This is a genomic window from Gordonia sp. DT30 (genome assembly GCF_049844915.1).
Classification (GTDB): Bacteria; Actinomycetota; Actinomycetes; order Mycobacteriales; family Mycobacteriaceae; genus Gordonia.
Window position 1 is genome coordinate 53218 of sequence record NZ_JBNCLY010000014.1, and the last position, 22665, is coordinate 75882.

Sequence of the window (22665 nt, forward strand, 5' to 3'; positions counted from 1 at the left end):
GGCGAAAGCGACAACGCGACCCACACCCCGGCGAGCGCGCCCCGCCTGCACGACGAAGAGCGAGGAGCGCAGCGACAATGCGATAGAGGAGGAAGGCGGGGTGCTGGAAGCTCGCCGGGGACGCGCGGACGAAGTACGCGCAGAAGACTCAGTGGTCCTGCTCGCCGATGCGGTGGACGTGGATCATGTTGGTGGAGCCGACGGTGCCGGGGGGTGCGCCGGCGACGATGACGACGACGTCACCGTCTTTGAGGCGGCCGATGCGCAGTAGTTGGTGGTCGACTTGGTCGATCATGTGGTCGGTGGTGTCGACCTTGTCGACGATGAAGGTTTCGGTGCCCCAGCTGAGCGCGAGTTGGCTGCGTACTGCCTGGGTGGGTGTGAATGCCAGTAGTGGCAGCCGTGAGTGCAGCCGGGCGAGTCGACGCACGGTGTCGCCGGACTGGGTGAATGCGACCATCGCCTTCACTTCGAGGCGTTCGCCGATGTCGCGTGCGGCGTAGGAGATGATGCCGCGTTTGGTGCGGGGCACGTGTGACAGCGGCGGCACGTCGCGCGGTCCGTTTTCTACGGTCACGCAGATGCGGGTCATGGTTCGCACGGTCTCGATCGGCCATTTGCCCACTGATGTCTCACCGGACAGCATGACCGCGTCGGCACCGTCGAGGACGGCGTTGGCGACGTCGGATGCCTCGGCGCGGGTGGGGCGGGAGTTCTCGATCATCGAATCGAGCATCTGGGTGGCAACGATGACGGGTTTGGCATTCTCGCGGGCCATCTGGATGGCCTTTTTCTGGACGAGCGGCACCTGCTCGAGCGGCAGTTCGACGCCGAGGTCGCCGCGGGCGACCATCACTCCGTCGAAGGCGAGGACGATGGCTTCGAGGTTGTCGACGGCTTCGGGCTTTTCGAGTTTCGCGATGACCGGCACCCGGCGACCGACTCGATCCATCACTTCGTGGACGAGTTCGATGTCGGCGGGGCTGCGCACGAATGACAGGGCGACGAGGTCGACCCCGAGTTGCAATGCGAATTCCAGGTCGGCGATGTCTTTTTCGCTGAGGGCGGGAATCGAGGTCTTCACGCCCGGCAGGTTGAGGCCTTTGTTGTTGCTGACCGGCCCGCCTTCGGTGACGACGCACACGACGTCGTTGCCGTCGATGGCGGTCACCTTGAGGCCCACCTTGCCGTCGTCGACGAGGAGCCGGTCACCGGCTTCGGCGTCTTCGGCGAGTTGTTTGTAGGTGGTCGAGACCCGATCGTGGGTTCCGACGACGTCGTCGACGGTGATCCGAACTTCTTCACCGGTGGCCCACCGAACCTCGCCGTTGAGCGCTCCGTCGTCGGCGAACTTGCCGAGGCGAATCTTGGGGCCTTGCAGGTCGGCGAGGATGCCGACCGCCTTTTCGGCGGCGTCCCCGGCCCGGCGCACACGCCCGTATACGGTGCGGTGGTCCTCGTGGGTGCCATGGCTGAAGTTCAATCGCGCCACATCCATGCCCGCTTCGACGAGCTCTTTGAGACGCTCCTCGGAGTTGGTTGCGGGACCCAGGGTGCAAACGATCTTGGTACGACGTGTCACGTTGTTCAGCCTAGTCGCGTTGGGCCGGCATCTCTATCGGCACCCGCGAGTGGACATCATCCGGTCACCCGCTGTTCGTGCCTCTCCCCGAGGTCAAGGGTATGGCGGCGTTCGCCCGATGCGGCCGCGATTCGCAGCCGCATCGGGCGCGCCGCCGAGGAGGCCGAAACGGCTGTCAGGCGTGGCTGTGCGCCCCGTTTCAGTGCACCGACAGCGGCAGCGTCGCCGGGCGGACCGGGGACGGCAGGTCGGTGGCGCCCATCAGGTATTCGTCCACCGAGCTTGCCGCCGAACGTCCTTCGGCGATGGCCCAGACCACCAGAGAGGCGCCGCGGTGGGCGTCGCCGCACACGAATACCCCTTCGGCCGCGGTCTGCCAGTCGGTGCCACAGCTCAGCGACCCCCGCCCGTTCGGTTCGAGTTCCAGTCCATCGAGGAGTACTCCGCGTTCGACTCCTTCGAACCCGATGGCGAAAAGTGCTAGTTCACAGGGTATTTCGAATTCGTCGGACACCGGGGTGACGGCGCGGCGGCCGTCGGGTTCGCGCACCACGGCCACCTCGGCGAGGACCATGGTGGTCACGTTGCCGTCGGCGTCGCCGAGGAACCGTTGTACCGCCACCTCAAACTTCCGTTCGCCGCCCTCGGCGTGCGCGCTTGAGGTGCGCATGACCAACGGCCATGTCGGCCACGGGGACCGGCTCTCGTCCCGGTCGGTGGGCAACTCGGGGTTGTAGTCGAGTTGGACCACCGATGCGGCGCCTTGCCGGTGGGCAGTGCCCAGGCAGTCCGCCCCGGTGTCACCGCCACCGATGATGACCACGCGTTTGCCCTTGGCGGTGATCGGGGACGGTCCGTCGCCCTCGCATTCACGGTTGGCCGGAACGAGGTGTTCCATCGCCAGGTGGACGCCGTTGAGCTCGCGTCCGGGGACCGGGTTGTCGCGGGCGGCCATCGCGCCGATGGCGAGTACGACGGCGTCGTGGCGCTCGCGCAGGTCGGCGACGGACAGGTCGGTTCCGACATCGCACCTGGTGATGAATTCGGTTCCCTCCGCCCGCATCTGGGCGATCCGCCGGTCGATGTCAGATTTCTGCAGCTTGTATTCGGGGATGCCGTAGCGCAGCAGTCCGCCGAGCCGGTCGTCGCGTTCGTAGACGGTGACGTTGTGGCCGGCGCGCGTCAGTTGTTGCGCCGCGGCCAGCCCGCCCGGTCCGGATCCGACGACGGCCACCGACTTGCCCGTCTCGAGCGCCGGGGGCTCGGGGCCGATGATGCCCTCCGCCCACGACTCGTGGGCGATCGTCTTCTCGATGCGTTTGATCGTGACGCTGCCACCGGTGGCGCGCTCGGAGATCGACAACACGCACGCCGACTCGCACGGGGCCGGGCATATCGTCCCGGTGAACTCCGGAAAGTTGTTGGTGGCGTGCAGCCGTGCGCTGGCGGCGTCCCAACGGCCGCGGCGCACAAGGTCATTCCATTCCGGTATCAGGTTGCCCAGTGGGCAGCCCGCGCTGCCCGAGTGGCAGAACGGGATACCGCAGTCCATGCACCGTCGGGCCTGATCGCCGACTTCGGCCAGGACCTTGATCGGATTGTCGGCGTGTTCGTAGACATCGCCCCAGTCGCGGACGCGCTCGGCGACCGGCCGGTACCGTGCCTCCTTCTTCGAGACCTCCAGGAATCCGCGCGGATCAGCCACGTGCCGCCTCCATGATCGCTGAATCGACGTCGCGCCCTTCGGCTTCGGCCATCTGGGCCGCGTCGAGGACACGCTTGTAATCGGTCGGCATGATCTTGGTGAACGCCAGGCACCGGCGCGGCCAATCCGCCAGCATCGATGCCCCGACCGCCGACCCGGTCAGCTCGGTGTGCCTGACGATCTGGTCATGCAACCATCGCAGGTCGTCGGGATCAGGCCGTAGCAGCTCGACCATCGCCATATTGACCTTTGCGGGATCGAGGTCATAGACGAAGGCCATGCCGCCGGACATCCCGGCCGCCATGTTGCGTCCGGTGGGACCCAGGATGACCACTCGCCCGCCGGTCATGTACTCGCAGGCATGGTCGCCGACTCCCTCGACCACGGCAGTGGCACCGGAATTGCGCACCGAGAATCGTTCGCCCACCCGGCCTCGTAGGTACACCGCACCGGAGGTGGCACCATAGAGGATGGTGTTGCCCGCGATGACCTGGTCCTCGGCGATGAACCACGCCTCCGGGTCCGGGGTGACGACGATCTTACCGCCGCACAAGCCCTTTCCGACGTAGTCGTTGGTGTCACCGCTGAGTTTGATCGTCACACCCGGTGGCAGGAAGGCGCCTAGCGACTGCCCGGCCGACCCGGTCAGCTCGACGGTGATGGTGTCCTCGGCGAGTCCGGCAGCACCGTATCGGCGGGTGACCTCGGCACCGAGCAGGGTGCCGACGGTGCGGTTGACGTTGCGGACCGGCAATTCCAGGGTGACCGGATGCGCGTCTTCGAGTGCTCCCTCGGCCAGTTGGATCAGGGTCTGGTCGAGCGCCTTGTCCAAGCCGTGGTCCTGGCCGCGGATTCGGCGGGTCGGACCCCTGCCGTCGATGCGCCGGAAGATCGGACTCAGATCCAGTCCCTTGCTCTTCCAGTGCGCCACCGCGGTATCGGTGCGCAGCCGCTGTGACTGACCGACCGCGTCGTCGATACTGCGATACCCCAACTGCGCCAGATACTTTCGTACATCCTCTGCGATGAAGCGGAAGAAGTTGACGACGTGCTCGGCCTGTCCGGTGAATCGGGCCCGCAACTGCGGATTCTGCGTTGCCACGCCGACGGGGCAGGTGTCGAGGTGACACACGCGCATCATGATGCAACCGGTCACGATCAGTGGCGCGGTGGAGAACCCGAACTCTTCGGCCCCGAGCAACGCCGCCATGATGACGTCGCGGCCGTTGCGCAGCGCCCCGTCGCACTGCACGGTGATGCGGTCGCGTAAACCGTTGAGCATCAAGGTTTGCTGCGCGTCGGCGAGTCCGATCTCCCAAGGGGTCCCGGCATGTTTGAGCGAGGTCAGCGGCGACGCACCGGTACCGCCGTCGTGTCCGGAGATGAGCACGACGTCAGCGTGCGCCTTGGACACCCCGGTGGCGACCGTGCCGACGCCGACCGCACTCACCAGTTTCACGTGGATACGGGCCTGTGAGTTCGCATTCTTGAGATCGTGGATCAGCTGCGCGAGATCCTCGATCGAATAGATGTCGTGGTGCGGCGGCGGGGAGATCAGCGCGACACCGGGCGTCGAGTGCCGGGTCTGGGCGATCCAGGGATACACCTTGTAGGCCGGGAGCTGGCCGCCCTCACCGGGTTTGGCGCCCTGCGCCATCTTGATCTGGATGTCGGTGGCGTTGATCAGGTAGTCACTGGTGACGCCGAATCGCCCGGACGCCACCTGTTTGACGGCGCTGCGTCGCTCCGGGTCATAGAGGCGGTCGGCGTCCTCGCCGCCCTCGCCGGAATTCGAGCGCGCACCGATCCGGTTCATCGCGATCGCGATCGTCTCGTGCGCCTCGGCGGAGATCGAGCCGTAGCTCATCGCCCCGGTGTTGAAGCGCTTCATGATCTCCTCGGCCGGCTCCACCTCCTCGAGCGGAATCGGCTCCCGTGAGGCGAGTTCGAGTCCGAAGAGCCCACGCAGCGTGCCGCCCTCACGCGAGAGCCGGTCGACCTCGTCGGAGTATTTTTGGAACACGTCGTCGCGGCCGGTCTTGGTGGCGTGCTGCAACATGAAGATCGTCTCGGGGGTGAACACGTGCAGTTCGCCCTCGCGGCGGTACTGGTATTCGCCACCGACCTCGAGTCGTCGGTAGACCTGCTCGGTCGGATTCTCCGGAAACGCCCGAAGGTGGCGCATGCGCACCTCTTCGGCCAGTTCGTCGAGCCCGATGCCCTCGATACGCGAGACCGTACGGGTGAAGTACTCCTTGACCACCGCCGCGGAGAGGCCGACCGCCTCGAAGGCCTGCGAAGCAGTGTAGGAACTGATGGTGGAGATGCCCATCTTGCTCATCACCTTGAGCACCCCCTTGCCCAGCGCCTCCACATAATTGCGGATCGCCTTTCTCGGCGCCACCCCGACGAGCTCACCCTCGGCGACGAGGTCCTCGATGGACTCCAGCGCCAGATATGGGTTCACCGCGGCTGCGCCGAAGCCGATGAGCAGTGCGATGTGGTGTACCTCGCGGGCATCACCGGATTCCACCACGAGCGCCACCTTGGTGCGTTCTTTGGTGCGGACCAGATGATGGTGGACCGCCGAGACGGCCAGCAGCGACGGGATCGGCGCATGATCGCGATCGGTGTGACGATCGGAGATGACCAGGGTGTGGTGTCCCTCGGCGATGGCGCGGCTTGCCCGCATCCGCAGATCCTCGAGCGCATCGGCCAGACCCTGGCCGCCGTCGGCGACCTCGTAGAGTCCGTGCAGCACCTTCGCCGACAAACCGGGGTTGTCCCCGTCGTCGTCGATGTGGACGAGCTTGGCGAGATCTTCGTTGTCGATGACCGGCCAGTGCAGCAGGATCTGCCTGCATGAGGCGGCGGTGGGCCTCAACAAGTTCTGTTCGGGTCCCATCACCCGGGCCATCGAGGTGACGATCTCCTCGCGGATGGCATCGAGGGGCGGGTTGGTGACCTGCGCGAACAATTCGACGAAGTAGTCGTAGAGCAGACGGGATCGTTTGGACAGCACCGCAACCGGGGTGTCGGTACCCATCGAGCCCAGCGGCTCGTATCCGGACGCCGCCATCGGGGTGAGCAGCACTCGCAGATCTTCCTCGGTGTAGCCGAAGGAGACCTGCCTGCGCATGACGGTGTCGTGGTTGGGCTTGTACACCGGGCGATCGGGCAGGGTCGCGATGTCCAGGAGGCCCGCGTGCAGCCACTCGTCATAGGGTTCGGCATCGATCAGCTCGCCCTTGACCTCGTCGTCGGGGACGATCCGGCCCGCGGCGGTGTCGACGAGAAACATCTTGCCCGGTTCGAGCCGGCCCTTGGAGACGACGTCGTCGACGGGTACATCGAGCACACCGGCCTCCGAGGCGAGGATCACCCGACCATCGCGCGTCTGCCACCAACGGCCCGGCCGCAGGCCGTTGCGGTCCAGGAGTGCCCCGACAACCTGCCCGTCGGTGAACGTGACACACGCCGGGCCGTCCCATGCCTCCATGAGGGAACCGTTGAACTGTAGGAATGCCCGACGCTTCGGGTCCATCGACGGCACGTTCTCCCACGCCTCGGGGACCATCAGCATCACGGCGTGTGCGACGCTGCGACCGCCGAGATGCAGCAACTCGAGCACCTCGTCGAGCGAGGCGGAATCCGAGGCTTCGGGCGTGCAGATCGGAAATGCGCGCCGGAGGTCGCCGGGGATCAGGTCGGTGCCGAGGAGCGCCTCCCGCGCACGCATCCGGTTGCGGTTGCCGCGGACGGTGTTGATCTCGCCGTTGTGCGCGACGAAGCGGAACGGGTGTGCCAGCGGCCACGACGGGAACGTGTTGGTGGAGAACCGGGAGTGGACGATCGCGATGGCGCTACGGCAACGGTCGTCGCGCAGATCCGGGTAGTACCGGGGCAGCTGCATCGTGGTGAGCATGCCCTTGTAGACCATGGTGCGGCTCGACAACGACGGGAAATACAGCCCGGTGCCCGCGGCCTCGATCTCCGATGTCACACGCTCGGCCTGCTTACGGAAGGGGTAGATCGCGCGATCGAGGTCGATGCCGCCGATACGCGCCGAGCCCGTAGGCGGGTCGACGGTCACGAAGAGCTGAGCCATATGCGGCATACAGCCGAGCGCGGTCTGCCCGACGTCGGCGCCGTGGGCGTCCACGGGCAGCTCTCGCCAGCCGAGGATCGTGATCCCTTCGGCGGCGGCCAGGTCGGCGACCCGGGTGAGCGCCGCGGCCCGGAGGCCGGGGTCGGTCGGCAGAAAGCAATTGCCCGCCGCGTAGGTGTTCGCACCGGACGCGGTGGCGGCCGGCAGCTCGAAATCGACGCTCGCGCGCAACAACTCGTCGGGGAGCTGGATGAGGATGCCTGCGCCGTCGCCGCTGTTGACCTCTGCACCGGCGGCGCCACGGTGTTCGAGGTTCTCCAGCGCCAACAGGCCGTCGGCGACGATCGAGTGCGACCGCCGACCATGAATGTTGGTGACCATCGCCACGCCACACGAATCGACCTCGGCCTCTGGGTCGTACAGTCCCTGCCTGGGCGGGAGCGCCGAAAACAACATCACTACCTCCACCGGATTCGCTACGAATCACTGCATGATGTCCTCAGGGACAGCGCTGGCCCGTGGAGCACTACGTGGGTCGCGCGCAGATAGAACTGCCGCGGACCGCGAAATCCCACTGTATCCGACGCGTCACCGTGGTGCCCGCGATGAATGCTGCGCGACCGGTGGCAGGCGTCTCTCAGGAGCTGTGGTCGTCGGTGCCCGCGGCCTCGACCGTGTCTTCGCTGTCTCCGGCCGGTTCGGCCTCGTCGGCGGATTCGGCGTCCTGAGTCGGCTCGGCGTCGGCGGGTTCGAGATCGTCGGCGGGTTCGAGATCGTCGGCGGGTTCGAGATCGTCGGCGGGTTCGAGATCGTCGGCGGGTTCGGCGACACTGTCCGCTTCCGACTCGACGATGGCTTCGGGGTCTTGCGAGGAGTCGGTCAACTCATCGGCAACCTCGGGCAGCTCCGCGTCGGCTTCGGGCGCCGCAACTACGTCGGGCTCATCGGCGGCCTCGGGCTCCGCCGCACTCTCGGGCTCCGCTGCACTCTCGGGCTCCGCTGCACTCTCGGGCTCCGCTGCGCTCTCGGGCTCCGCTGCGCTCTCGGCGTCCGCTACCGCGTCCGGAGTGGTCCACGCCGACGACTCGATGCTCTCCGCGGCCGCCGCCGTGGGGATCGGCTCCGTGGGGATCGGCCCCGTGGGGATCGGCCCCGTGGGGATCGGCCCCGTGGGGATCGGCTCCGTCTCCTCGCCGAGGTCTGGGTCGACGGCCGCTTCCTCGTCGTGCTCGGCGATGGCCTCGGTGAGCTCAGCAGGTACCGTCGCGTCGTCGCCGGCGTCGGTCATTTCGCCGTCGGAGTCGAACAGCTCGGTCTCGTCCGGTTCGTCGTCGGCCTCGGGCTCGTCGTCGGCCGCGGGCTCGTCGTAGCCGACGGGCTCGTCGTCGACGTAGCCGACGGGCTCGTCGTCGACGTAGCCGACGGCACCGAGTGCTTCGAGTTCCTCGGCCCGGTCGGGGTGATACATCTGCAGACCACGTTCGCGGCCCTTGGTGGCGACGACGAAGTAGATCGCCGCGCACACGAAGAGCAGTGCCGCGGTGAACACGTTGATGCGGATGCCGGCAATGAAGGTGTAGGCGGTGTCCGAGCGCAGCAGTTCGACCACGAAGCGTCCCGCGCAGTAGCCGGCGACGTAGAGAGCGAACAGTCGGCCGTGGCCGATCCGGAATCGGCGATCGATGATGACGAGCGCGAGCACGACGAGAACGTTCCACACGAGCTCGTACAGGAACGTCGGGTGAACCACCTCGAAGACCTGGCCGGTGGAGGTCCCGCTGATGAGGTTCGGCCCGGTTTGGACGCCGTCGGTGCGTTCGTAGATCTCCAGACCCCACGGCAGCGTGGTCGGGCGGCCGTACAACTCCTGATTGAAGTAGTTGCCGAGTCTGCCGATGGCCTGGGCGAGCAGGATCGCCGGGGCGATCGCATCGCCAAAGGGCGGCACTCTGATACCGCGGGTACGACACCCGATCCACGCGCCGACGGCCCCGAGAATCACGGCGCCCCAGATTCCGAGACCACCGTCCCATATCTTCAGGACGTCGATCGGGCTCTTGCCGCCGCCGCCGAAGTAGATCTGCCAGTCGGTGAGGACGTGATAGATGCGGCCACCGATGAGGCCGAAGGGCACTGCCCAGATCGCGATGTCGAGGACCTCGCCGGGTTGCCCACCGCGAGCCACCCAGCGACGATCACCCCACCAGACCGCGACGATGATGCCGACGATGATGCACAAGGCATAGGCCCGCAGCGGCACCGGTCCGAGATGCCACACACCTTGGGGCGGACTCGGAATATAGGCGAGCAACGTCGTCGTCGGCGCGATCACGGTCACACCCTAGCCGACCACCGAGCACACACGATCGTGTGACCTGGGAACGTCATTCGCTGCGGAGTTCATCGGGGCGGACGCGGGTTGGCGACGCCGTCGGCGAGTTCACCGACGAGATCACGCAGTTGCGCCTGCCCGGCCTGGGCTGCGGTGACCAGCGCCGAGCCGACGATGACGCCGTCGGCGTACGAGGCGATCTGCGCGGCCTGCTCGCCGCTGCGAACGCCCAGCCCCACCCCGATCGGGATGTCACTGTGCTCACGGATTCGGGCACACAATTCGGGTGCGGCGTTCGACACGGCGCTGCGAGCACCGGTGACACCCATCGTCGAGGCGGCATACACGAACCCGCGACACGAATCGATGGTGTGGGCAAGCCGCTCCGGTGTCGACGACGGTGCGACGAGGTAGATGCGGTCGAGGCCGTGGGCGTCGGAGGCCTCGTGCCAGGCGTGACCTTCTTCGGGAATCAGATTGGGTGTGATCAGCCCCGCCCCGCCGGCCTCGGCGAGATCGGCGGCGAACCGATCGATGCCGTACCGCAGGATCGGGTTCCAGTAGCTCATCACGACGGCCTGCCCACCGGCCTCGGTGATCGCGCGGACCGCGGTGAACACGTCGCGCACCCGGACCCCGTTGGTCAGGGCGAGGCCGGCGGCCTCCTGGATGGTCGGGCCGTCCATGACCGGATCGGAGTACGGCACGCCGACTTCGATGATGTCGCAGCCGGCCTCGACCATCGTCGTGAAGGACTCGACCGAACCGCTGACCGTGGGATAGCCGACGGGCAGATAGCCGATGAGCGCGGCGCGGCCTTGCTCCCGGCATCGGGTGAACACCGGCGAGAGCCGTGACGAACCGGCGTGCCGGGCGGTGGTCGCGGTCATCGGCCCTCCCCTGTTTTCTCCGCGGCGGCCTCTTTCTCGGCGGCGGCCGATTCGCTTTGGCCCGCTTCGGTTTCCGATGGCGGCGGATCGAAGAGATGGAACCATTCGGCGGCGGTGTCGACGTCCTTGTCGCCGCGGCCGGACAGGCTGACGACGATGATGGGGGCGCCCGGGGTGCCGGCCTGGGCGCCGCGCGGCGATGTCCGGGCGAGCTCCTGGCCGAGCTTCAGGGCGCCGGCAACCGCATGCGCCGATTCGATCGCCGGAATGATGCCCTCGCGTCGGCTCAGGAGCGCGAGCGCATCCATCGCCTCGGTGTCGGTGATGGGCCGATATTGTGCGCGCCCGATGTCTTTGAGGTAGGCGTGTTCCGGACCGACCCCCGGGTAGTCCAATCCGGCTGAGATGGAATGGGATTCGATGGTCTGCCCGTCGTCGTCCTGCAGCAGGTAGGAGTAGGCGCCCTGGAAGGCACCGGGCGTTCCGCCGGTGAAGGTGGCCGCGTGCCGCCCGGTCTCCACCCCGTCGCCGGCCGCCTCGTAGCCGACCAGTCGCACGTCGGCGTCGTCGATGAACGGATGGAACACGCCGATCGCGTTCGATCCACCGCCCACGCACGCGACCACGGCGTCGGGCAGCCGCCCGGCCTGATCGAGGATCTGCGCGCGGGCCTCGAGTCCGACGATGCGCTGCAGGTCACGCACCAGCATCGGGAACGGATGCGGCCCAGCAGCGGTGCCAAAGCAGTAGTAGGTGTCATGGGCGTTGGTGACCCAGTCACGAAGCGCCTCGTTGATGGCGTCCTTGAGAGTGGCCGAACCGGTTTCCACGGCGATGACGGTGGCTCCGAGCAGTCGCATCCGCGCCACATTGAGGGCCTGGCGTTCGGTGTCGACTCGGCCCATGTAGACGATGCATTCCATGCCGAACAGTGCACAGCCGGTGGCGGTGGCGACCCCGTGCTGACCGGCGCCGGTCTCGGCGATGATGCGCGACTTGCCCATGCGACGGGCCAAGAGGAGTTGGCCGAGGACGTTGTTGATCTTGTGTGAACCGGTGTGGTTCAAGTCTTCTCGCTTGAGGAAGATCCGGGCACCACCGGCTTCGTCGCTGAGCCTGCCCGCCTCGTACAGCGGCGAGGGACGCCCGACGTAGTCACGCTGCAACCGGTCGAGTTCGCCCAGATACTCGTCGTCGGTGCGCATCTTCTCGTAGGCGGTGGTCACCTCGTCGATGACGGCCATCAGCGCCTCGGGCACATGCCGGCCACCGTAGACACCGAAATGGCCACCCGCGTCGGGTTCGAGGGAGGTGCGGGTCGCCACTCCCTGACTGGCCGTGGGCAGCTGGACCGGAGCGGCGGTGTCAGTGCCGCTGTTTTGCTGGTTCGTCACAGGACACCTCACTGCATCACGCATGCCAGCGGGATCGGCCGGAGCCGAAAACCACTGTCAGCGAACGGGTTTCGGACAGGACGGGTGGGTGCCGGCGGTGACCAGATCGGACACCGCGGTGCGGGGGTCGCCGCTGGTGACCAGTCCTTCGCCCACCAGGACAGCGTCGGCACCGGCACCGGCGAAGGCCAGCAGGTCGGCGGTGCCACGCACACCCGACTCGGCGACGCGAATCACCTTGGTGGGCAGCCCGGGAGCGATCCGGGAGAAGTTGTCGCGATCGACCTCGAGGGTCTTGAGATTGCGATTGTTGACGCCGACCACCGAGGCACCGGCGGCGAGCGCCCGGTCGGCTTCTTCCTCGGTGTGCACCTCGACGAGCGCGGTCATGCCGAGGCTCTCGGTTCGGTCGAGCAAGGCGGCGAGGACGTTCTGCTCGAGGGCGGCCACGATCAGCAGGATCATGTCGGCGCCGTGGGCCCGGGCCTCGTGGATCTGATACGGACCCACGATGAAGTCCTTGCGCAGCACCGGTATGTCCACCGCCGCGCGGACCGAGTCGAGGTCGGCGAGCGAACCCCGGAAACGTCGTTCCTCGGTGAGCACGCTGATGATGCGGGCGCCGCCCTGTTCGTAGGTGCGCGCGAGTTCGGCGGGATCGGGGATGACGGCGAGGTCGCCCCGCGAGGGACTCGCGCGTTTGACCTCCGCGATCACGCCGATACCGGGCAGGCGCAACGCCTCCATCACGTCCTTGGGTTCGGGCGCCTGGGCAGAGGCAGCCTTGACCGCCGCGTAATCGATGACCGCTTCGCGCGCGGCGACGTCGGCCTTGACTCCCTCGATGATCGAGTCGAGGATGTTCGGCGTGCTCACGACAGCTGGTTCCCTTTCGACGCTCCTGCCCTCGTCAGGGTAGTCCGGCATCGTTCTCGGCCCGTGCGCGGGTCCGTTGCGACCGATTCCCATCTCCGCCTCCGTCTCAGCGCGGCTCGGTCGGGTCGATCCCGGTGTCGAGCGCGTCCCACATCATGCGTTCGTTCACACCCGGTGAATCCGGCCCCGAAGAGTCCGGATTCGAAGGATCTGACCCGCCCGGATCCGGCTTCGCGGGATCCGAACCCGAGGAATCCGGGTCGCTGATGGCAGCGGTGCGTCGCTGATGCTCGGCGAAGAGTTCACGTTCGAGTTCCTCACGGCGGGCAGCCGGGGTCCGGTACTTGCTCGACATCCCGGCGCCCGATGCGGCGCGCAACAGCAGCACCGCGGCCGCGACGCAGCACACCGTGCCGATCAGGACGATGGCCGCCACCCAGCCGTTGGTGGTCGTCAGCCGGACCACGTAGCGGTCGGACAGGTCGATCGCGCGCGCTGCGTACATCGAGTCCTGACTACTCGTCAGCACCGACAACGCCGGGAATGCGGCGAGCAATCCGCCCGCGGCGACCAGGAGCGCCACCACCCGTAGTCCCCATCCGCGCAACGAGAAAGCGGCGAGGATGGCCGCCAGCAGTACCAGCGCCAACGGTGTGAGCCATGGACTCCAATCGGCGCCCTTGACCGGCATATAGCGGTCGGGCGACATGCCGTCGCCGGCGAACACCGTGGCCCACGTCAGCCTCGAGGACACCCAGAAGGCCAACGCGGCCAGTGCCAACAGGACTGCCGCGATCACCTTGATCCGGCGCGCCCGCGATGCCGAGGTCACGGCGTTGCCGGTCGGTCCGTCGGACGGTGGGTCGCCGGGTACGGCATCGGGTGTGGAGGGTCGATCAGTCACTGCCTTGTCCATCTCTGCATTCGGTGCCGCCCACTCGACGCATCGTCGAGGCGGCGGCGATCGCGTTGAGCACCGCGGTCGCCTTGTTGCGGGCCTCGTTGTACTCGTAATCCGGGTCGGAATCGGCGACCACCCCGCCACCGGCCTGAACATAGGCGCGGCCCTGCTTGACCAGGGCGGTGCGGATGGCGATCGCGGTGTCGGCGTTGCCGGCGAAATCGAGGTAGCCGACAATGCCGCCGTACAGGCCGCGCCGGGTGATCTCGTTCTGTTCGATCAGTTCCATCGCGCGCACCTTGGGCGCTCCGGTCAGGGTGCCCGCCGGGAAACAGGCGGCCACCGCGTCCAGGGCGTGCTTGTCGTCGCGCAACTCCCCCGACACCGTCGACACCAGGTGCATCACGTGGCTGTAGCGCTCGATGTGGCGGTAATCGCTCACCTTGACCGACCCAGGCCGGCACACCCGGCCGAGGTCGTTGCGGCCGAGGTCGACGAGCATCAGGTGTTCGGCATTCTCCTTCTCGTCGGCGATGAGTTCCTTGCCGAGGAGCTGGTCGTCTTCTTCGGTCGCGCCGCGCCACCGGGTTCCGGCGATCGGATGCGTGGTGGCCCACCGATCCTGCACGGTCACCAGCGCCTCCGGACTCGAACCGACGACGGTGTAGGGGTCGGCGTCGATGCCGGGGACGCGCAACAGATACATGTACGGGCTCGGATTCGACGCGCGCAGCACCCGATAGATATCGAGGGGGTCGGCGTCGGTGTCCATCTCGAAGCGCATCGACGGCACGATCTGAAAGGCCTCGCCTGCCTCGATCTCGCCGACGAGGTCGCGCACGATCCGGTGATACTCCTCGCGTGAGCGCTGCACACGGTAATCGGGTGCGGGCTTGTCGAAATGCGAGACGGTCGACACCGCGGGCGCGGCGAGCGCCTCGGTCATCCGGTCCAGACGCGCGAGGGCGTCGGCGTATGCCTGTTCGGCGCGGTCGTCGGAGCCGTCCCAGTTGACGGCGTTGGCGATCAGCGTGATGGTGCCCTCGTGATGGTCCACCGCGGCCAGGTCGGTGGCCAGCAGCATCATCAGATCGGGAAGTTGCAGGTCGTCGGTGGTGGTGGCGGGCAACCGCTCGAGGCGACGAACCATGTCGTAGGCCATGAATCCGACGAAGCCGCCGGTCAGCGGCGGCATGTCGGGTAACGGGTCGGTGGCCAGCAGCATAAGCGACTCGGCCAGCACGGTCAGCGGGTCACCGTCGACCGGAGCGCCGCTCGGTACCGTCCCCCACCAGCTGGCCCGGCCGTCGACAACGGTGAGGGCCGACGGCGCACCGGCACCGATGAACGACCACCGCGACCAGCTGCGCCCGTTCTCTGCCGATTCGAGCAGAAAGGTACCGGCGCGGTCTCCGGCGAGTTTGCGGTACGCCGACAGCGGGGTCTCCGAGTCGGCCAGCACCTTGCGGGTCACCGGCACGACGCGGTGGTCGGCGGCCAGCTCGAGAAACTCGGCCAGCGTGGTGGTGGCCGATCCGGCGGCGTGCTCGTGGGTGGATGTGCTCATCCCAGAGGCTCGCCGCCGACGCCCCACTGCGTGCGCGGAATCTCGGTGATCGTCACCCACACCGAATCGGCGCTCTTGCCGGTCGCCCGCGCATAGGCCTCGGTCACCGCGGCGATCGTCTCGCGTTTCACCCGGTCGGAAAGCCCGGGGGTCTGCGAGATCTGGATCAATGGCATGACTCCTCGCCACCTTTCATCGAATGAGCGTCGGTCCCGATTCTCCCAGGTTCGCTCCGGCAGCTGCTATCCGGCACCGACGGCGTCGGGTTCGGCGAACGGCAGCGACGGGGTGTCGAAGCAACTGTGGTTGCCGGTGTGGCACGCCGCGCCGACCTGGTCGACGATCAGCAGCACGGTGTCGCCGTCGCAGTCCAGCCGCGCGTCGCGCACGTATTGCGTGTGGCCGCTGGTGTCACCTTTGACCCAGTACTCCTGCCGCGACCGCGAATAGTAGGTCGCGCGGCGGGTGGCCAGCGTGCGTTCGAGGGCGGTGTCGTCCATCCACGCCACCATCAGCACCACGCCGGTGTCGCGTTCCTGCGCGACAGCGGCGAACAGGCCATCGGCGTTGCGTTTGAGCCGTCCGGCGAGTTCTGGGTCGAGTGCCATGGGTCATACCTCCATCGGGGAGACGCGTGAGGCGTCGGCCACCGGGGTGTCGCGTGCCGTGCGCACGGTGATGCCCTGGGCGGCCATCGAGTCCTTGACCTCACCGATCGTGAGTTCGCCGAAGTGGAACACCGATGCCGCGAGCACTGCGTCGGCGCCCGCGGTCACCGCAGGCGCGAAGTGCTCGACCGCGCCGGCGCCGCCACTCGCGATGACCGGTACGTCGACCGCCGCGCGCACCGCGCGCAGCATGCGGATGTCGAATCCCTGCTTGGTGCCGTCGGCATCCATCGAGTTCAGCAAGATCTCGCCGACGCCGAGTTCTTGTCCACGCCTTGCCCATTCGACGGCGTCGATACCGGTCCCCCGACGCCCACCGTGTGTGGTGACCTCCCAGCCCGACGCGGTGGGCTCGGCGTCGGCGGGAACGGTGCGGGCATCCACCGAGAGCACGATGCACTGCGAACCGAAGCGCCGGCTCATCTCGGCGAGCACCTCCGGTCGCGCAATGGCCGCGGTGTTGACACTCACCTTGTCGGCACCGGCCCGCAGCATGGCGTCGATGTCGGCGACCGCGCGGATGCCGCCACCCACGGTGAGCGGGATGAAGATCTGCTCGGCGGTACGACGCACGACCTCGAGCATGGTGGCGCGGCCCGAACTCGAGGCGGTGACGTCGAGAAAGGTCAGCTCGTCGGCGCCCTCGGCGTCATAGCGTGCGGCCAGCTCCACCGGGTCACCCGCATCGCGCAGATTCTGGAAGTTGATCCCCTTGACGACGCGCCCGTCGTCGACGTCGAGGCAGGGTATGACGCGCACGGCCAGGGTCATCGGTTGTTCTCCTCGGGACGGGACGGGCGGCCGGTCGGATCCGACCGCGGGTGCGACGGCGGGTGACCGGTGGACTCGACCGACCAGTCGTCGCCGATCACCTCCTCCACAACGGCCATGACCTCGGAATGAATTCCACGGGCACCGGCGACCAGTGACGGCGAGTCGACCGTCCAGCGCCGTCCGGACAGATCGGTGGCCACCCCGCCGGCCGCACGGACGAGCGCGGCCCCGGCCGCGTTGTCCCACGGATGCCGGCCGAAGGCGATCGATGCGCCGAACGTGCCCGACGCCGCGAAGGCCATGTCGACGCCGGTGCTGCCGGTCATCCGGAGCCGGGCGACACGCGTGGACAGTGCGCGGATGAGGTCGGCGCGACGCGCCCCCGGATACCTTCCGCCGTGCCCGGCGTTGAACGGGCCGAACCCGATCGCGTTCTGCGCCAACGTGGTCGGGCGTGGGAGAGCCACCGGCTCCCCGTTGCACAGCAGCGGCGAGTCGAGATGGCCGGCGAAACGCTTGCCCGACAACGGAAGCCACGTGAGACCGAGCACGCTCTCACCGTCGGCGAGCAACGCCAGCAAGATGCCGGTCAGCGGCACGCCCGCCGAATAGTTGAAGGTGCCATCGATCGGGTCGAGCACCCACACCACGCCCTCACCGACCGGCGGCCCACCGAATTCCTCGCCGTGCACCCCGAATCCGGTGCGTTGGGAGAGCTCGTCGCCGATGCGCCGCTCGAGGTCGAGGTCGATCTGGGTGGCGAAGTCGGTGTCGCCCTTGCGAACCGCGCTCGGCGCACCGAGCCCGGCGATGAAGTGGTCACTGACGCCGTCGAGGATGCCCCCGGCCACATTCAGCAGCCGGGGCAGGTCCAGGTCGGCGGCGGGGGTCACCGTCCGCTGACCGCCGACAGTGCCTCGGGCAGCGTGAACCGTCCCGCATAGAGCGCCTTGCCCACGATGGCGCCCTCCACTCCGCTGTCGACGAGACCGGCGATGGCGACCAGATCGTCGACGGCCGACACTCCGCCGGAAGCGACGATCGGCGCATCGGTGGCCGCGGCGACCTCGGCGAGCAGGTCGAGGTTCGGACCGCCGAGTGTTCCGTCCTTGGAGACGTCGGTGACGACGTAGCGTGCGCAGCCGTTGCCGTTGAGTCGTTCGAGGACCTCCCACAGGTCGCCGCCGTCGGTGACCCAGCCGCGTCCGCGCAGCCGGTAAGAGGTGCCCTCGCGGATGACGTCGAGCCCGACGGCGATGCGGTCGCCGTACTTGTCGATCGCGCGGGCACACCACTGCGGGTTCTCGAGGGCGGCGGTGCCCAGGTTCACGCGGGTGCAGCCGGTGGCCAGCGCCGCCTCGAGGGAGTCGTCGTCGCGAATGCCCCCGGACAGTTCGACCTTCACGTCGAGTTCGCCCACCACCCCGGCCAGCAACTCACGGTTGTCGCCGCGTCCGAACGCGGCATCGAGGTCGACGAGGTGAATCCACTGTGCGCCGTCGTTCTGCCAGGCCAACGCGGCCTCGCGCGGCGACCCGTAGGACGTCTCCGTGCCGGCGGCACCCTGCACCAGACGCACGGCCTGACCGTCGGCCACATCGACGGCGGGCAGGAGTTCGAGGGTTGTTCCCATGGGGTTCGGCGGGTCCTTTCGGGTTGTCGACCGTACGGTCGGCGGGTCAGCGCGTCGGGGGATTCATGCCACGCTGGGCACGCAATGCGCGTTCGGCCTTGCCGATCAGCCGCTTCGACGTCACCCCGATCGCGGTGATCATCAACGCGACGCTGATCAGTGCGGCGACGAGTCCGGCGATCGGACTCCACCTGGCCAGGGCCAGGATAATCGGGATAGAGATGAGCAGGACGATCACGCCTGCGCCGAGTACGAACAGCACGAACCGGCCGTAGGAGAACTGATACTCGGCATCGCCGCCCGGATGCCCGCCGGCTGCGGCGCCCCCGGAAGACCCGGGCGAAGAGGTCACGACAGGCTCCCGATCCAGTTGCTCAGCAGCTGCGCCCCCGCGTCACCGGATTTCTCCGGATGGAACTGGGTGGCGCTCAGCGGTCCGTTCTCCACCGCGGCCAAGAACTTGCCGCCATAGTCGGCCCAGGTCAATTGCGGGGCCCGCAGTGCGGTGCCCTCGTTGTCCATATCCCAGGACTGTGCGGCGTAGGAGTGCACGAAGTAGAAGCGGGTCTGGTCATCGAGTCCGGCGAACAGCACCGAGTCGTCCGGGGCGTCGACGGTGTTCCAGCCCATGTGCGGCAGCACCGGCGCCGGCAACCGGGTGACCGCGCCCGGCCACTCGCCGCAGCCGTCGGCCTCCACCCCGAACTCGACTCCCTGCTCGAAGAGGATCTGCATGCCGACGCAGATGCCGAGCACCGGCCGGCCGCCGGCGAGGCGACGGCCGATGAGGCGGTCGCCCTTGACCGCGCGCAGACCCTCCATGCAGGCGGCGAACGCCCCGACGCCGGGCACCACGAGCCCGGTCGCGTTGAGTGCGGCGTCGAAATCGCTGGTGACGTTCACCTGCGCTCCGGCCCGCTCGAGCGCACGCTGGGCCGAGCGCAGATTGCCCGATCCGTAGTCGAGGACAACGACGTCTGGGCTGGTCACGTCCGGGCTCATAGGGCACCTTTTGTCGACGGCACACCCGAGACGCGTGGATCCGGCTCGGTGGCCTCCCGGAGTGCTCGGGCCACGGCCTTGAACTCGGCCTCGGTGATGTGGTGGGGGTCGCGTCCGTAGAGCACCCGCACGTGCAGGGCGATACGGGCGTTGAGCGCGATCGACTCGAAGACGTGGCGGTTGATCACCGTGGCGTAGGGCACGCCCGGATGGCCGCCGATCACCGCGGTGAGCAGATGCTCCGGTTCGCCGCTGTGGACGCAGTACGGCCGGCCGGAGACGTCGACCACCGCGTGCGCCAGGGTCTCGTCCATCGGGATGTAGGAGTCGCCGAAGCGCCGGATGCCCTTTTTGTCTCCGAGTGCCTGCGCCAATGCCTGACCGAGGACGATCGCGGTGTCCTCGATGGTGTGGTGCCCTTCGACCTCGAGATCGCCCTGCGCCTGGACGGTGAGGTCGAAGCTGCCGTGCGCCCCGAAGGCGGTCAGCATGTGGTCGAAGAAGGCGATGCCGGTGGAGATGTCGGTGCGGCCGGTGCCGTCGAGGTTCAGCTCGACCGCGATCGACGACTCCTTGGTCGTGCGTTCGATCTTGGCGATCCGCGGTGACGAGGCGGTCGTTGCCCTCGAATCCTGTGTGGTGGTCACTTACCCATTCTCCAGATCGGTGGCGGCGAGTCGACGGCTGACGTCGAGGAAGGTGTCGTTCTCGTCCGGCAGGCCGATGGTCACCCGCAGGTATCCGGGTATCCCGACATCGCGGATGAGGACCCCCTCGTCGAGGTAACGCTGCCAGGAGGCCTGCGCATCGGCGAATCGCCCGAACAGCACGAAATTGGCGTCGGAATCGATCACCTCGAATCCGGCGGCGGCGAGGGCGCCGACGACCCGCTTGCGTTCGGCGACGATGTGCGCCACCCCCGCCAAGGTGTCGTCGCCGTGCCGCAGCGCCGCCCGCGCGGCGGCCTGGGTGAGAACCGACAGGTGATATGGCAGTCGGACCAGTTGCAGCGCGTCGACGATGGCCGGTGCGGCGGCCAGGTATCCGAGGCGGCCTCCGGCGAAGGCGAAGGCCTTGCTCATGGTGCGGCTGACGACCACCTTGGCCGGGAACTCATCGATCAGCTCGGCGGCACTGGGTTGCTCGGAGAACTCGGCGTAGGCCTCGTCGACGATGACGATCCCCGGCGCGGCGTCCACGATGGCCCGCAGCCCCGCATTCGGTATCGACGCACCGGTCGGGTTGTTGGGCGAGGTGACGAACACGACGTCGGGCCGGCGGGCGCCGATCTCGCCGACGGCGTAATCGACGTCGAGCGAGAAGTCGGCGTTACGCTTGGCCTCCAGCCACGTCGTGGTGGTGCCGTCGGAGATGATCGGGTGCATCGAATAGCTCGGCACGAAACCCAGTGCACTGCGCCCCGGGCCGCCGAAGGCCTGCAACAACTGCTGCAGGATCTCGTTGGAACCGTTCGCTGCCCAGAGGTTCTCCACCGAGAGCCCGACACCTGTCGCGCGCGTCAGGTACTCGGCGAGTTCGGTGCGCAACGCGATCGCGTCCCGATCGGGATAGCGGTGCAGGTCGGCTGCGGCGACCCGCACGGACTCGGCGACGTCGGCGACCAGAGCCGGCGACGGCGGATGCGGATTCTCGTTGGTGTTGAGAATCACCGGAACCTTCAGTTGCGGTGCGCCATAGGGACTTTTGCCACGCAGGTGTTCGCGCAACGGCAGCGCGTCGACACCGATCGACGCTCCGGGAACCCGTTGCCCGCTCACCGCGGTCACTTCCGTACCTCGCCGGCGAACCGCCGGCTGACCGCATCGCCGTGTGCCGGCAGGTCTTCGGCCTGGGCGAGGGTCACGACCTTGTCGGCGACGTCACGCAACGCGGCCTCGTCATAGTCGATGACGTGGACACCTTTGAGGAATGTCTGCACCGACAGCCCCGAGGCGAACCGGGCCGAACCCGACGTCGGCAGAACGTGATTGGAGCCCGCGCAGTAATCGCCGAGACTCACCGGGGCGTAGTTGCCGACGAAGATCGCACCCGCGTTGTGCACACGGTCGGCCACTGCGGCGGCGTCTCGCGTCTGGATCTCCAGGTGCTCGGCGGCATAGGCGTCGACGACCGCCAGACCGGTGTCGAGATCGTCGACGAGGACGATCCCGGACTGCTTGCCCCTCAAGGCAGTTGCCACCCGCTCGCGGTGTTTGGTCTGGGCCACCTGCGATTCCAGGGCGGTGTCGACCGCGTCGGCGAGTGCGACACTGTCGGTGACCAGTACCGACGCCGCGAGCACGTCATGCTCGGCCTGCGAGATGAGGTCGGCGGCAACGAGTTCCGGTACCGCGGACGCGTCGGCGAGAATCGCGATCTCGGTCGGGCCGGCCTCGGAATCGATGCCCACCACCCCGCGGCAGAGTCGCTTGGCGGCGGTCACGTAGATGTTGCCGGGTCCGGTGATCAGGTCGACGGGATCGAGCACCGCCCCCGGTGTCTCGGCGGCGTCGGTGTCGGTTCCGCCATAAGCCAACAGGGCGATGCCTTGCGCGCCGCCGACCGCCCACACCTCGTCGACTCCTAGCAGCGCGCACGCTGCGAGGATGGTCGGGTGGGGCCAGCCACCGAAATCCTTCTGCGGCGGCGAGGCCACCACCAGCGAGCCGACCCCTGCCGCCTGAGCCGGTACGACGTTCATGATCACCGATGACGGATACACGGCATTGCCGCCGGGCACGTACAGACCGACCCGGCGGACCGGAATCCACTTCTCACTGACGACGCCGCCGTCGACGACCTCCGTGCGGGTCGTCTCCCGGCGTTGGTCGGCGTGCACGGCGCGGGCGCGGGTGATCGATTCGCGCAGCGCGGCGGTGATGGCCGGATCGAGCGCGGCGAGCGCGTCGGCGATCATGGCGGTAGGCACATGCACCGAGGTGGGACGCACGCCGTCGAAGCGCTCCCCATACTCCAGCGCCCCGGCGGTCCCCTGTTCGGCGACCGCATGAACCACCGGCGCCACCGTGTCGAGAACGGCGTTGACGTCGGTGCCCCCGCGGGGCAGCGCGCGACGCAGTTCGGCGAGCGTCGGGGTGCTACCGCGCAGGTCGGTTCGGGCGAGCATGGTCTCTCCTGGTCGGGGTGCGGGAATTGACGAGTCCAGGATACGGGGCTGGGGCCACCCGATTTCACCTGCACCTCGCGCGCGCGTCCCGTCAACTCGGAGACGA

General features: G+C 67.8%; 19 protein-coding genes. All 19 read right to left on the minus strand.

The features are described 5' to 3' along the window. Positions 1-148 precede the first annotated feature (148 nt). Entirely contained in the window at positions 149-1582 is a 1434-nt protein-coding gene (gene pyk / locus ACLQ3C_RS14210) for a pyruvate kinase (protein WP_425705722.1), read from the minus strand. A gap of 199 nt (positions 1583-1781) precedes the next feature. Further along, positions 1782-3287 (minus strand): glutamate synthase subunit beta, encoded by a 1506-nt coding sequence (locus ACLQ3C_RS14215; protein ID WP_425705723.1) that lies wholly within the window; start codon positions 3285-3287, stop codon positions 1782-1784. Further along, a complete protein-coding gene (gene gltB, locus ACLQ3C_RS14220) occupies positions 3280-7851 on the minus strand; it encodes a glutamate synthase large subunit (protein WP_425705724.1) in 4572 nt (1523 codons plus the stop codon). Before gltB ends, ACLQ3C_RS14215 begins: the two co-directional genes overlap by 8 nt. 181 nt (positions 7852-8032) lie before the next feature. Beyond that, complete coding sequence (gene lgt / locus ACLQ3C_RS14225) at positions 8033-9733, minus strand: prolipoprotein diacylglyceryl transferase (protein ID WP_425705725.1); 1701 nt, start codon at positions 9731-9733, stop codon at positions 8033-8035. A gap of 62 nt (positions 9734-9795) precedes the next feature. After that, positions 9796-10617, minus strand: coding sequence for a tryptophan synthase subunit alpha (trpA, locus tag ACLQ3C_RS14230; RefSeq protein ID WP_425705726.1), 822 nt, complete (start codon positions 10615-10617; stop codon positions 9796-9798). After that, positions 10614-12011 (minus strand): tryptophan synthase subunit beta, encoded by a 1398-nt coding sequence (gene trpB, locus ACLQ3C_RS14235; RefSeq protein ID WP_425705727.1) that lies wholly within the window; start codon positions 12009-12011, stop codon positions 10614-10616. Before trpB ends, trpA begins: the two co-directional genes overlap by 4 nt. 57 nt (positions 12012-12068) lie before the next feature. After that, positions 12069-12887 (minus strand): indole-3-glycerol phosphate synthase TrpC, encoded by an 819-nt coding sequence (gene trpC, locus ACLQ3C_RS14240; RefSeq protein ID WP_425705728.1) that lies wholly within the window; start codon positions 12885-12887, stop codon positions 12069-12071. A gap of 106 nt (positions 12888-12993) precedes the next feature. Continuing rightward, on the minus strand, positions 12994-13719 hold the full coding sequence (locus ACLQ3C_RS14245; RefSeq protein WP_425705771.1) for a TIGR02234 family membrane protein: 726 nt from the start codon (positions 13717-13719) through the stop codon (positions 12994-12996). 64 nt (positions 13720-13783) lie between these two features. Continuing rightward, positions 13784-15355 (minus strand): anthranilate synthase component I, encoded by a 1572-nt coding sequence (locus tag ACLQ3C_RS14250; RefSeq protein WP_425705729.1) that lies wholly within the window; start codon positions 15353-15355, stop codon positions 13784-13786. Continuing rightward, positions 15352-15531, minus strand: coding sequence for a tautomerase family protein (locus ACLQ3C_RS14255; protein ID WP_425705730.1), 180 nt, complete (start codon positions 15529-15531; stop codon positions 15352-15354). Before ACLQ3C_RS14255 ends, ACLQ3C_RS14250 begins: the two co-directional genes overlap by 4 nt. 66 nt (positions 15532-15597) lie before the next feature. Continuing rightward, positions 15598-15963, minus strand: a complete 366-nt coding sequence (hisI, locus tag ACLQ3C_RS14260; protein WP_425705731.1) for a phosphoribosyl-AMP cyclohydrolase — start codon at positions 15961-15963, stop codon at positions 15598-15600. A 3-nt stretch (positions 15964-15966) separates the two neighbouring features. Beyond that, positions 15967-16794 carry an imidazole glycerol phosphate synthase subunit HisF gene (hisF, locus tag ACLQ3C_RS14265; protein ID WP_425705732.1) on the minus strand — a complete coding sequence of 276 codons (828 nt, stop codon included), beginning with the start codon at positions 16792-16794 and terminating at the stop codon, positions 15967-15969. After that, positions 16791-17690, minus strand: a complete 900-nt coding sequence (locus ACLQ3C_RS14270) for an inositol monophosphatase family protein (protein ID WP_425705733.1) — start codon at positions 17688-17690, stop codon at positions 16791-16793. Before ACLQ3C_RS14270 ends, hisF begins: the two co-directional genes overlap by 4 nt. Next, a complete protein-coding gene (gene priA, locus ACLQ3C_RS14275; protein ID WP_425705734.1) occupies positions 17687-18430 on the minus strand; it encodes a bifunctional 1-(5-phosphoribosyl)-5-((5-phosphoribosylamino)methylideneamino)imidazole-4-carboxamide isomerase/phosphoribosylanthranilate isomerase PriA in 744 nt (247 codons plus the stop codon). Before priA ends, ACLQ3C_RS14270 begins: the two co-directional genes overlap by 4 nt. 46 nt (positions 18431-18476) lie before the next feature. Next, the gene (locus ACLQ3C_RS14280; protein WP_425705735.1) at positions 18477-18782 is read right to left on the minus strand and encodes a hypothetical protein; all 306 of its coding nucleotides are present in this window, start codon (positions 18780-18782) and stop codon (positions 18477-18479) included. After that, positions 18779-19432, minus strand: coding sequence for an imidazole glycerol phosphate synthase subunit HisH (gene hisH, locus ACLQ3C_RS14285; protein WP_425705736.1), 654 nt, complete (start codon positions 19430-19432; stop codon positions 18779-18781). Before hisH ends, ACLQ3C_RS14280 begins: the two co-directional genes overlap by 4 nt. Then, positions 19429-20079 carry an imidazoleglycerol-phosphate dehydratase HisB gene (hisB, locus tag ACLQ3C_RS14290; protein ID WP_425705737.1) on the minus strand — a complete coding sequence of 217 codons (651 nt, stop codon included), beginning with the start codon at positions 20077-20079 and terminating at the stop codon, positions 19429-19431. Before hisB ends, hisH begins: the two co-directional genes overlap by 4 nt. Then, positions 20080-21219, minus strand: coding sequence for a histidinol-phosphate transaminase (locus ACLQ3C_RS14295; RefSeq protein WP_425705738.1), 1140 nt, complete (start codon positions 21217-21219; stop codon positions 20080-20082). Next, on the minus strand, positions 21216-22559 hold the full coding sequence (gene hisD / locus ACLQ3C_RS14300; protein WP_425705739.1) for a histidinol dehydrogenase: 1344 nt from the start codon (positions 22557-22559) through the stop codon (positions 21216-21218). Before hisD ends, ACLQ3C_RS14295 begins: the two co-directional genes overlap by 4 nt. Positions 22560-22665 lie beyond the last annotated feature (106 nt).

Coding starts and splice junctions, on each gene's coding strand:
- gltB (WP_425705724.1), bottom strand. CDS start 7,851: ATGTTGTTTTCGGCGCTCCCGCCCAGGCAGGGACTGTACGACCCAGAG.
- trpA (WP_425705726.1), bottom strand. CDS start 10,617: ATGACCGCGACCACCGCCCGGCACGCCGGTTCGTCACGGCTCTCGCCG.
- ACLQ3C_RS14250 (WP_425705729.1), bottom strand. CDS start 15,355: ATGAGCACATCCACCCACGAGCACGCCGCCGGATCGGCCACCACCACG.
- ACLQ3C_RS14255 (WP_425705730.1), bottom strand. CDS start 15,531: ATGCCATTGATCCAGATCTCGCAGACCCCCGGGCTTTCCGACCGGGTG.
- hisI (WP_425705731.1), bottom strand. CDS start 15,963: ATGGCACTCGACCCAGAACTCGCCGGACGGCTCAAACGCAACGCCGAT.
- hisF (WP_425705732.1), bottom strand. CDS start 16,794: ATGACCCTGGCCGTGCGCGTCATACCCTGCCTCGACGTCGACGACGGG.
- priA (WP_425705734.1), bottom strand. CDS start 18,430: ATGGGAACAACCCTCGAACTCCTGCCCGCCGTCGATGTGGCCGACGGT.
- hisH (WP_425705736.1), bottom strand. CDS start 19,432: ATGAGCCCGGACGTGACCAGCCCAGACGTCGTTGTCCTCGACTACGGA.
- hisD (WP_425705739.1), bottom strand. CDS start 22,559: ATGCTCGCCCGAACCGACCTGCGCGGTAGCACCCCGACGCTCGCCGAA.